Below are 11,093 nucleotides of genomic sequence, written 5' to 3'. Positions count from 1 at the left end.
ACCCGCCATGACGCGGGCCCGGGCCAGCCGATTCGATCCCGTGATAATCGTGACCGAGATGGGGCGCCCACTCGGCCTGGTACGGATGGAGTGGCTGATGCTACGGCTCGCGGAAATGTCCACATGAGGCGAAACCGTTATTGGACCGCGCAGGCGCTCATGTCGCCGAGCCCAGCGACCAGGAGTCATTCCGCGTCGGCAGAGATCACCGTCCGGCGCCCGAGCATGAAACAATTCTACTGTGGTGCGATCATGCACGACTGCGAGACGCGCATCGTCGCCCCCACCGAAGACGATCTTCTCCGTTCCGTCGACACCCACGCGCGAGTTGATCATGGTATGACGGATATCCCGGAGTCGATGCTGGACGAGGTCCGCCAGAATATCCACGACGTGGGACCGGCGGACCGCCACGACTAACCATCGCTACCAGCGCCACCACCACGACCAGCCCGCGCGGGCACCAGCCGAGGCGAGGGACACCCGCCGGTTCTCCGCTGGGTGCCCTCGCCCGACACGACGGGCAGGCAGGCGCGTGTCAGCCGGCCAGAGGCGTGGCCGCCGGCTGTGCCTCGTCCCCTGACGTCCGCGCGGCGGGCACCGAACGGTCCCGGGCAGCCCGGTTCACGGCACTCACCACGGCCCGCAGGGACGCCGTCACGATGTTGGCGTCGATCCCGACTCCCCAGAAGATCCGGTCGTCGACAGCCGCCTCGAGGTACGCGGCCGCTCGCGCATCCGCTCCCGAGCCCAGGGCGTGCTCGTTGTAGTCCAGGATCCGCACGGTCAGATCGCGGCTGGCCAGCGCCGCGACGAACGCGTCAATGGGGCCGCTGCCGGTTCCCGTGATCACCGTGTCGGCCCCCCCCTGGAAACGGACCGAGACGGAGACCTCGTCCCGATCGCCCGACGCCGCCGTCGTCCGGGAGCCCAGCAGCTCAAGCAGGCCGGACCCCTCCGCGCCGTCCAGGAAGTACTCGCCGCGGAAAATCGTCCAGAGCTCCTCGGCCGTCACCTCGCCGCCCTCGGAGTCGGTGTGGCGCTGCACGACACCGGAGAACTCGATCTGCAGCCGGCGCGGCAGGTCCAGGGAGTGCTCGGACTTCAGCAGGTATGCCACCCCTCCCTTGCCGGACTGACTGTTCACCCGGATCACCGCCTCGTAGGAGCGGCCGACGTCCTTCGGGTCGATCGGCAGGTAGGGCACCTCCCAGCGGATCTGGCCGGTGCGCTCCATGGCCTCGAAACCCTTCTTGATGGCGTCCTGATGGGAGCCGGAGAAGGCGGTGTAGACGAGGTCGCCCCCGTAGGGATGACGGGGATGGACGGGCAGCTGGTTGCAGTACTCCACCGCGCGTCGGATCCCGTCGATGTCCGAGAAATCGATCATCGGGTCGATCCCCTGCGAGAACAGGTTCATCCCCAGCGTGACCAGGCAGACGTTCCCGGTCCGTTCCCCGTTGCCGAAAAGGCAGCCCTCAACCCGGTCGGCGCCGGCCAGCACACCCAGCTCCGCGGCAGCGACCGCGCAGCCCCGGTCGTTGTGCGGGTGCAGGGACAGCACGACGGCATCCCGGCGGGTCAGGTTCCGCCCGACCCATTCGATCTGGTCGGCGTAGACGTTCGGGGTCGACATCTCGACCGTCGCGGGCAGGTTCAGCACGACCGGATGCTGCGGGGTCGGCGCCCACACGTCCATAACCGCCTCGCACACCTCCACCGCGTAGTCGAGTTCGGTGCCGGTGAACGACTCCGGGCTGTACTGCCAGCGCACATCGGTGCCGTCCAGCAGTTTCTCGGCGTACTGAGCACACCACCGGGCGCCCTGCACCGCGATCTCGGTCACCCCAGCCCGATCAAGACCGAACACCACCCGCCGCTGCAACGTGGACGTCGAGTTGTACAGGTGGATCAGCGCCCGGTCCGCGCCGACCAGCGACGCGGCCGTGCGCTCGATCAGATCCTCCCGCGCCTGCGTCAGGACCTGGATGACGACGTCGTCCGGGATGCGATCGGATTCGATCAGCTGCCGGATGAAGTCGAAGTCGGTCTGGCTGGCCGCCGGGAACCCGACCTCGATCTCCTTGTACCCCATCGCCACCAGCAGCTCGAACATCTGCATCTTGCGGGCGGGGGTCATCGGGTCGATCAGTGCCTGGTTACCGTCGCGCAGATCGACACTGCACCACTGCGGGGCACAAGTGATCGTCTGCTCGGGCCAGGTCCGGTCGGGAAGTGAGACGGGGACGAACGGACGATACTTCTCGACCGGCATGCCGGACAGCTGCTGCGTGGTCATTCCTGCTCCTGCTTCCTCGAAAGAGTCCCCCGCGACCGTGATCACACGGTTCGCGACGTGGGTGACTGGATGCCGGAGAATCAGCAGAGGAGCGTCAGGCCGCACCTGGACGCTGGACCGCCGTGATGGCGAGGATCCCGACGCTGACACACGAAAACACCGCGACGGGGAAGCCAGCTCAGGTATCAGGCCCCGCCGCGGCGGCTAAGGAGAAGCAGTGCACGCATCGCGCACCAACGTTACCGGATGTTCGGCCGACCGCGAGGAAACTCAGGTGCTGCGACGGCGCCGGGGACACGGGACGGACCGCTGCGGGGCCGCAGGTCGCCGGTGCGCACGGTGCACACGGCTGCGTGTGCACCGTGCTGCCAGCTGGGTTCGGACGGGTAGATCGTGCCGGCGGTACGGTGCGGAGTGCTGTCGACGGCTCCGGCGAACTCGCGCAGTGCTCCGGCACAGCGCTCGTCCGTCACCTCGGCGATCGCCGACGCGCCAGGCCAACGCTGGAAGAGCACCGCCAGGTCGACCATCCGGGTGACCTCGTCGATGTGGGGCTCCCCGCAGCTCACCCGGACGGGCACCACCGGATCGACCGAGGCGAGCGAGCCCGCCGGATAGGGGGTCCAGTTCAGGCAGTCACCCGGCCGCAGGGCCGCGAGCAGGTCCGGCCTGAGCCCAAAGCCGGCGGGGGGACCGGTCAGCGCGCCGGTGGCAGCCGGTACGGCGGTCTGCCTGGTGGCGGCCACAGAGGACCCCGACGACGTGGTCGGCGCCAGCCGTGCGGCGGTCGGACTGGTCCGGTTCGCCGTCTGCCGCAGGGCGACGACGGTGATGGTGATCATCCCGACGATGATGGCCAAGAACGTGACCATCCTCGCGATCTGGCGGGGGCGGCCCGGCGGTCTGGGCGGCGCCACCAGCCGATGGAAAAAGCCGGGCAGACCCCGGGGAGCTGGGACGACCTGACAGCGACTGGAAGCCGGCCGGCCGTGCTGCCGGCTGCGCTCGGCCGCGGACGGTTCGAGAAACCGGGCTCCGCGGACGAATCGCTCATCCAGGCGAAGCCCCTCGAACGGGTCCTGATGCCGCGACGCCATACTAGCCATGGTAAACCCGACACCACGACTACGGCGCGCGTTCCACGGAAAGATCACCTGGATCACGTCCCCACGCCACCGCCACCCGTACCCAATCGACCGCCTACCGTTGGATCGCCCGCAGGTGTCCCTGGTAAACCCCATCCAGCCCAGGTAATCCACGGCAACCCGAGGAACACCCCGGACCGCCGAAGGCCCCCACGGCTCCCCCAGGAGTCATTCGCTGCTGATGCTCACGGCCCTGGCGTAGGACGCGCCGATGATCTTCGCGATCTCGGCCAGGATGTCGGGGGCGACCGCGTCGTCGAGCGACAGCGACATCAACGCCTCGCCGCCGGCCTGCAGGCGGCTGACCTGCGCACTGGCGATGTTGATGTGCGCCTCGCCGAGCAGGGCACCGACCGCGCCGACGATCCCCGGCCGGTCCTCGTAGCGGAAGAACGCCAGATGCGCCTCGGGCCGGATGTCGACCTCGAACCCGTCGATCGCGGTGATCTTCTCGACCTGCCGCGAGCCGACAAGCGTGCCGCTCACCGACACGGGCGTGCCATCGGCGAGGACTCCTCGCACAGTCACGAGGTTGTGATAGTCGGGGCTGTCCTCGGCGGTCTCCAGGGCCACGTCGACCCCGCGCTCCTTGGCCAGCAGCGGTGCGTTGACGTAGGTGACCTGCTCCTCGGTCACATCGGTGAACACGCCCTTGAGCACCGCGAGCTGCAACACCGAGACGTCGTGCACGGCGATCTCGCCACGCACCTCGACGGTGATCGCCGCGGCCAGGCTGCCCGCGAGGCCGGAGAAGAGCTGCCCGAGCTTCTCCGCGAGCGGAAGACCCGGCCGGAGGTCCTCGGCCACGACGCCACCGGCCTGCACGTTGACCGCGTCAGGCACGAACTCGCCCTGCAGCGCCAGCCGCACCGAGCGGGCGACGGCGAGCCCGGCCTTGTCCTGCGCCTCCTGGGTGGACGCGCCGAGGTGGGGGGTGACGACGACGTTGTCGAGCCCGAACAGCGGGGAGGCCGTCGTGGGCTCCTTGGCGAAGACGTCGATGCCCGCGCCGCCGACCTGACCGGAGCGGACCACCTCGGCAAGCGCCGCCTCGTCAACAAGGCCGCCGCGCGCCGCGTTGACGATGATGACACCGGGCTTGGTCCGGGCCAGCTCGTCGGTGCCGATCAGACCGAGCGTCTCCGGCGTCTTGGGCAGATGAATCGTGATCATGTCACTCTGCCGAAGCAGCTCGTCGAGGTCGACGAGGGTCACGCCGTGCTGCGCGGCACGGGCCACCGACACGTACGGGTCGTAGGCAATGACCTTCATCCCGAAGCCGGCGAGCCGCTGCGCCACGAGCACGCCGATTCGCCCGAGGCCGACGACGCCGGCCGTCTTCTCCACGAGTTCGACACCGACGTACTTCGATCGCTTCCACTCGCCACCGCGCAGTGCCTCGTTGGCCGCGGGAACCCGCCGGGCGACGGCGAGCAGCAGCGCGATCGCGTGCTCGGCCGCACTGACGATGTTCGACTGCGGCGCGTTGACCACCATGACACCGCGCTGGGTGGCGGCGGCGACGTCGACGTTGTCCAGCCCGATGCCGGCCCGGGCGACGACCTTGAGCTTTCCCGCGGCGGCGAGCACCTCGGCGTCGATCTTGGTAGCCGACCGGACGATCACGGCGTCGACGTCGGCGATGGCGGGCAGCAACGCGGACCGGTCGGCACCGTCGACGTGACGAACCTCGAAGTCCCCGGACAGCACCTCCAGCCCGGCCGGTGAGAGCTCCTCGGCAACGAGTACGACAGGCACTGGACCTCTCCTAGCGACCTCGGGTCAGACCGGGAGGCGACGCGGAACGAGGCGTGATCACGTGGCCTTCGGCCTGGCGATGATGAACGTGGATACTGCGGGCACCGCACGACGCGGCGGGCCCAGCCTACCGACGCCCGCCGTGGACTCCGAACCCTTTCCGCCGACCGACGGCGACGGCGTGCCCGGCACCGGGACGGAGACGGCACGCACCCGGGGACGGCGGCAGCGCACCACGGCCGCCCCCGAGAGGGCACGATCCGCCCGACGACCCGCGGGATCTACCTGGCGATCCAGGACATCATCGGCCGGAGCTTCGCACCGACCTGCTCGATCGGGTGCTGCTTGCCCTCCGCCACGAGCTTGGTGAAGTTCGGCCGACCGTTGTCGTCCTCGGCCACCCACTCACGAGCGAACGTGCCGTCGCGGATCTCGTCAAGGATCTTGCGCATCTCGGCCTTCACCGCGGGGGTGATGACGCGCGGGCCGCGCGTGACATCGCCGTACTCCGCGGTGTCCGAGATCGAGTACCGCATCTGGGAGATGCCGCCCTCGTACATCAGGTCGACGATGAGCTTGAGCTCGTGCAGGCACTCGAAGTACGCGACCTCCGGGGTGTAGCCCGCCTCGACGAGGGTCTCGAAGCCGGCCTGCACGAGCGCGCTGGCGCCGCCGCAGAGCACGGCCTGCTCGCCGAACAGGTCGGTCTCGGTCTCCTCGGTGAAGGTGGTCCTCAGCGCACCGGCCCGAGCGCCACCGATGCCCTTGGCGTAGGCCAGCGCGACGGCCAGCGCGTTGCCGCTCGCGTCGGCCTCCACCGCGACGAGGACGGGAACGCCCTTGCCCTCCTCGAAGACCCGCCGTACCAGGTGACCCGGCCCCTTTGGAGCGACCATGAACACGTCGACGCCGGCCGGCGGCTCGATGAGCCCGTAGCGGATGTTGAAGCCGTGCCCGAACGCCAGCGCCTTGCCCGCGGTGAGGTGCGGGGCGATGGACTCCGCGTAGATCGTGCGATGGGTGGTGTCCGGGGTGAGCAGCATGATGATGTCGGCCTCGGCGGACGCCTCCGCCGGGGTGAGGACCCGCAGGCCCTCCTCCTCGGCCCTGGCCCGGCTGCGACTGTCCGCCGGCAGGCCGACCCGCACGTCGACTCCACTGTCGCGCAGGTTCAGCGCGTGCGCGTGGCCCTGGCTGCCGTAGCCGATGACGGCGACCTTACGGTCGGCCAAGACGTCCAGCGAGGCGTCGTCGTCGTAGTAGATCTCGACCATCGTAGGGAATCTCCTCGTTGAGTGGATAGGAATAAAGACGCGCGACGGTCCCGGTCAGGCCGGGCGGTCGACCGCTCGCAGGCTGCGATCGGTGATCGAACGCGATCCGCGGCCGAGTGCCACCAGGCCGGACTGGACCAGTTCCCGGATTCCGAACGGCTCCAGCATGCGGATGAGGGCGTCCAGCTTGTCCCGGGTTCCCGTCGCCTCGATGGTGACGGCGTCCTGGGCGACGTCGACCACCTTGGCACGGAACAGAGCGACCGTCTCGAGGACCTGGGACCGCACCGACAGGTCGGCGCGCACCTTCACGAGCATCAGCTCACGTTGCACCGAGGCGGAGGTATCCATCTCGACGATCTTCAAAACATTGATCAGCTTGTTAAGTTGCTTGGTCACCTGTTCCAGCGGCAGGTCCTCCACGACGACGACGATCGTCATCCGGGAGATGTCGGGCTGCTCGGTCGGCCCGACCGCGAGTGACTCGATGTTGAACCCGCGCCGGGAGAACAGGCCCGAGACCCGGGCCAGCACCCCGGGCTTGTTCTCCACCAGCACGGACAGGGTGTGGCGGGTCATCAGAGGTTCACCTCGGCGTCGCCGGAGTAGTCGAAGTCCGGCGCCGTGTCGCGCGCGATGCGGATGTCGTCGTTGCTGGCGCCGGCGGCGACCATCGGCCACACCATGGCGTCGGGATGCACGACGAAGTCCACCACGACCGGGGCGTCGTCGATCGCCATCGCCTTCTCGATCGTCGCGTCGACATCCGCCGCCGTCTCGCAACGCAGCCCGACGCAGCCCAACGCCTCGGCCAGCCGGACGAAGTCGGGCACCCGCACCCTCCTGGACGCGGCTGCGCCCCGCCCAGACGCCCCTGCGCCGCCGGTCCGCGGGGAGTCCGGGTGCGTCCCGAGCTCCGTGTTGGAGTACCGCTTGTCGTAGAACAGGGTCTGCCACTGGCGGACCATGCCGAGCGACCCGTTGTTGATGACGGCAACCTTGATGGGGATCCCCTCCAGCGCGCAGGTCGCAAGCTCCTGGTTGGTCATCTGGAAGCAGCCGTCACCGTCGACGGCCCACACCGTGGCGTCGGGGCGGCCGACCTTGGCGCCCATCGCGGCCGGCACGGCGTAGCCCATCGTGCCGGCGCCGCCGGAGTTCAGCCAGGTGTAGGGGTTCTCGTAGGAGATGAACTGCGCGGCCCACATCTGGTGCTGCCCGACGCCGGCGGCGAAGATGGTCTCCGGTCCCGCGATCTTCCCGAGCCGCTCGATGACGTACTGCGGGGCCAGCGAGCCGTCGGCCGGCTGGTCGTAGCCCAGCGGGTAGGTCCGGCGCCAGCCGTCCAGCGCCCGCCACCAGGCGGCGAGGTCCGGCCGCTCCTCCAGGACGAGCGCGGCGACGAGCTCGTTGATCACGTCACGGCAGTCACCGACGATCGGCACGTCCGCGGTCCGGTTCTTGCCGATCTCGGCCGGGTCGATGTCGGCGTGAATGACCGCGGCACCGGGCGCGAAGGAGGACAGCCTGCCGGTCACCCGGTCGTCGAAGCGGGCCCCGAGAGTGATCAGCAGGTCCGCCTTCTGCAGCGCGGTCACCGCGGCGACCGACCCGTGCATACCGGGCATGCCCAGGTGCTGGGGATGGGAGTCGGGGAAGGCGCCGCGGGCCATGAGAGTGGTGACCACCGGGATGCCGGTGAGCTCCGCCAGCGTCCGCAGCTCCGCGGCAGCGCGGGCTCTGAGCACTCCCCCGCCGACATAGAGCACCGGGCGCCGGGCATCGCTGATCATCTTCGCCGCCTCACGCACCTGCTTGCCGTGCGGGCGGGTGACCGGACGATAACCGGGCAGGTCGAGGGCCGGCGGCCAGACATCGTGCGGCAGCACGGAGGTGACCGACTGCAGGATGTCCTTGGGCAGGTCGACGAGCACCGGTCCGGGCCGGCCCGTCGCCGCCAGGTGGAACGCCTCCGCAATGATCCGCGGGATGTCGTCGGCGGACTGGACCAGAAAGTTGTGCTTGGTGATCGGCAGAGTGATGCCGCAGATGTCCGCCTCCTGGAAGGCGTCGGTCCCGATCGAGGCGCTGGGGACCTGCCCGGTGACGGCCACGATCGGCACCGAGTCCATGTAGGCGTCGGCGATCGGGGTCACCAGGTTGGTCGCCCCCGGCCCCGACGTCGCCATGCACACCCCGACCCGCCCGGTGGCCTGCGCGTACCCCTCGGCCGCATGACCCGCGCCCTGCTCGTGCCGGACGAGGACATGCCGCACCCGGGTGGAGTCGAACAGTGGATCATAGGCGGGCAGGATCGCACCGCCGGGGATGCCGAAGACCACATCGGCTCCGACCGCTTCAAGGGAGTGGACGAGCGACTGGGCTCCGGTGATCTTTCGTGTCATCTGGTCGTCTTCCTTGACAGGCCGGGGATGTGCGTGACGCGTGGCGATCTCGGCTGGCATTGCGGGACCGGCGGGACCGGGCCCGCCGGGCACGGCTCTGCCAGCTGAGCACGACCACGCAGGCTTGGCACGAGGCAGTACTCACTGCACGAAAAAGCCCCTCGTGCCGAGAGGCACTGAGGGGCGGCGCGCATAGTCGACGTAGTCGACTATGCGCGCTCTGAGCGTACGAAAATCCCGAGAAGCACAGCTCTACCCTGCCGGAGTTCCCGCCCCACGTCAAGCATCGCCGGGCACGGGGCCAGCCGGGCACCGGGGCCAGCCAGGTCATTGCCCGCCGGAGCCGGGCGCACCGATCTCGCCACCGTCCAACGCGGTGAGGAACCTAGCCGCGACCGGCGCGGCCGTCTCCGCGCCGAAGCCGCCGTCCTCGACGACCACCGCGAAGGCCACGTCGCCCCGGTAGCCGACGAACCACGCATGGGTCGGCGGCGGGTTGCCGTCCTTGTACTCGGCGGTGCCGGTCTTCCCGAAGGCCTCGCCGGGCATCGGGACCTTCGCGGCGGTGCCCTCGGTGACGACCGCCCGCATGAAGTCCCGCAGCGGGGGCAGCACCACGGGCGGGATGGGGTTGCTGCGCGCCGACTGGCCGACGACGAACGGCTGGTGCCAGGTACCGCTCGCGACCGCCGCGGTGACGCTCGCCATCTGCAGCGGGGAGACCTCGATGCGGGCCTGGCCGATCGACGCCGACGCCGACTCGACCGCGTCGCGCGGGGTCGGGAAGATCCCCCCGACGCTGGCGATATCCAGCGGTGGGCGGCCGTCGAAGCCGTAGAGCTGGGCGGCCTTCTCCAGCGCGCCGTCCGGGAGTGACTCCTCCAGCCGGATGAACGCGGTGTTGCAGCTCCTGGCGAACGCGGTCCGCAGCGGGATGGGGCCGAACTGCTCGGCCTCGGCGTTCTGGAAGGTCCGCCCGCCGACGCTGACCGTCTGGGTGCAGTCCAGGGACGTGTCCGGCGCCTTGCCGTTCATCAGCGCGGCGGTGGCCGTCACGATCTTGAAGATGGAACCCGGTGGGTACTTGCCCCGGACAGCCCGGCTCGACCCGCTGGGCGGATGGTTGGCCAGGGCCAGGATGGCGCCGGTGCGGGTGTCGATCGCGACCATCGCCCCGGTCGGGCGGGCCGCGGTGGCCAGGGCCGCCTCGGCGGCCTGCTGGACCCGCAAGTCGATCGTGGTGCGGATCGCCTCGCCGTCGGTCATCGGATAGGTGTGCAGCGTCTGCACGGTCGCGTTCTTCGCGTCCCGCACGACGACCGCGCCGCCCTGCGCCCGCAGCCGGCCGTCGTACACCCGCTGCAACCCGGACAGCGGCGCCGTTCGACCGACGAGGTTGCCCGCCAGGTCGGAGGAGTCCCGTAGCGGCTGGCCCGCCACGTCGAGCAGGTCCCCCCGCTTACCCGTGGAGGCGGTCCGGTCCAGGTGCAACCCTGGGCGCAGGGCCGGATGCACCGAGACCGGATCAGCCTTCACTCGCCACCCGCCGCCGGTCGAGACGAGATGCAGCGCCCCGGTGTACTCCAGCGGCGTCGGCAGACCGGAGAGCGTGAGCCTGGCCAGGTACGGCACGGTCGCCGTCTCGCCGCCGCGGCTGATCGCGCCCGGGGTGAACGTAGCCGCTGTGACGAGCAGGCGGTCACGCACCTCGGCCATCGTGCCCACCAGGCGCGCGACGTCGATGCTCCCGGGCGTGGAGACGGCGGTGACAGCCGCGGAGCCGGGGGTCGCCGTCCCACCGGAAGTCGTCAGCGCCCGCCAGCCCGCCAGGTAGGAGTCGGCCGCAGTCTGGACCTTCCGGTCGGCGGCGCGGTTGTTCAGGACGTAGCCGACGCCGCCGGCGACGGCCAGCAGGACGACGACGACCGCGACGATGATCGTCGTCCGGCGGCCCCGGCCCCGGCGGCGGGAGGTTGACGCAGTGAACCCGGAAGGTGTAAGGGGCACGGCGGCACGCTCTCCCCTCGATCGTGACACCCCGATGGGAGACCCACCCTATGGAGGCCTCCGGCTCTTCGCATCCGACGCGCCGTACGACGTCGGCAACCCGACACGCGGGTCCGACACGGCGGGAGAACGTGGTCCTCCCGAGCTCGGATCACGGACGGGCAACCCACGGCACGGGGGCAGCGGCGACCGGTCGGACGTTTCT

Annotated in this window: 8 protein-coding genes and 1 pseudogene; 1 reads left to right on the top strand and 8 read right to left on the bottom strand. The window is 70.0% G+C overall.

All coding sequences use genetic code 11. The features are described 5' to 3' along the window. The first annotated feature begins 225 nt into the window (after window positions 1-225). On the top strand, window positions 226-420 hold the full coding sequence (locus AC08OQ_RS12310; RefSeq protein ID WP_476601118.1) for a DUF1059 domain-containing protein: 195 nt from the start codon (window positions 226-228) through the stop codon (window positions 418-420). A gap of 118 nt (window positions 421-538) precedes the next feature. On the opposite strand, the gene leuA is transcribed toward AC08OQ_RS12310, so the two are convergent. From leuA to AC08OQ_RS12270, 8 genes and pseudogenes are all read right to left on the bottom strand, one after another. Continuing rightward, window positions 539-2,299, bottom strand: coding sequence for a 2-isopropylmalate synthase (gene leuA, locus AC08OQ_RS12305; RefSeq protein WP_476601120.1), 1,761 nt, complete (start codon window positions 2,297-2,299; stop codon window positions 539-541). 239 nt (window positions 2,300-2,538) lie between these two features. Beyond that, on the bottom strand, window positions 2,539-3,171 hold the full coding sequence (locus tag AC08OQ_RS12300; protein WP_462188000.1) for a septum formation family protein: 633 nt from the start codon (window positions 3,169-3,171) through the stop codon (window positions 2,539-2,541). Between the two features lie 138 nt (window positions 3,172-3,309). Then, window positions 3,310-3,396, bottom strand: a pseudogene (locus AC08OQ_RS12295) (SCO2583/SCO2584 N-terminal domain-containing protein); the annotation flags it as partial. Between the two features lie 216 nt (window positions 3,397-3,612). Then, window positions 3,613-5,202 carry a phosphoglycerate dehydrogenase gene (gene serA / locus AC08OQ_RS12290; RefSeq protein ID WP_462187992.1) on the bottom strand — a complete coding sequence of 530 codons (1,590 nt, stop codon included), beginning with the start codon at window positions 5,200-5,202 and terminating at the stop codon, window positions 3,613-3,615. Between the two features lie 281 nt (window positions 5,203-5,483). Beyond that, window positions 5,484-6,476: a ketol-acid reductoisomerase gene (gene ilvC, locus AC08OQ_RS12285; protein ID WP_476601122.1), complete on the bottom strand. Its 993-nt coding sequence runs from the start codon at window positions 6,474-6,476 to the stop codon at window positions 5,484-5,486. Window positions 6,477-6,530: 54 nt separating this feature from the next. Further along, window positions 6,531-7,055 (bottom strand): acetolactate synthase small subunit, encoded by a 525-nt coding sequence (gene ilvN / locus AC08OQ_RS12280; protein ID WP_462187989.1) that lies wholly within the window; start codon window positions 7,053-7,055, stop codon window positions 6,531-6,533. Further along, a complete protein-coding gene (locus AC08OQ_RS12275) occupies window positions 7,055-8,941 on the bottom strand; it encodes an acetolactate synthase large subunit (protein ID WP_476601124.1) in 1,887 nt (628 codons plus the stop codon). The genes ilvN and AC08OQ_RS12275 overlap by 1 nt, the downstream gene beginning before the upstream one ends. A 267-nt stretch (window positions 8,942-9,208) precedes the next feature. Further along, window positions 9,209-10,888, bottom strand: coding sequence for a penicillin-binding transpeptidase domain-containing protein (locus tag AC08OQ_RS12270; protein ID WP_476601125.1), 1,680 nt, complete (start codon window positions 10,886-10,888; stop codon window positions 9,209-9,211). Window positions 10,889-11,093 lie beyond the last annotated feature (205 nt).

The sequence above is a fragment of the Frankia sp. CcCS3 genome (assembly GCF_977927575.1).
This window is presented reverse-complemented; position numbering and strand designations above follow the sequence as displayed.

Excerpts from the sequence above, each read along its gene's own strand:
- AC08OQ_RS12310 (WP_476601118.1), top strand. The coding sequence starts at position 226 with ATGAAACAATTCTACTGTGGTGCGATCATGCACGACTGCGAGACGCGC.
- leuA (WP_476601120.1), bottom strand. The coding sequence starts at position 2,299 with ATGACCACGCAGCAGCTGTCCGGCATGCCGGTCGAGAAGTATCGTCCG.
- AC08OQ_RS12300 (WP_462188000.1), bottom strand. The coding sequence starts at position 3,171 with ATGGTCACGTTCTTGGCCATCATCGTCGGGATGATCACCATCACCGTC.
- ilvC (WP_476601122.1), bottom strand. The coding sequence starts at position 6,476 with ATGGTCGAGATCTACTACGACGACGACGCCTCGCTGGACGTCTTGGCC.
- ilvN (WP_462187989.1), bottom strand. The coding sequence starts at position 7,055 with ATGACCCGCCACACCCTGTCCGTGCTGGTGGAGAACAAGCCCGGGGTG.
- AC08OQ_RS12275 (WP_476601124.1), bottom strand. The coding sequence starts at position 8,941 with ATGCCAGCCGAGATCGCCACGCGTCACGCACATCCCCGGCCTGTCAAG.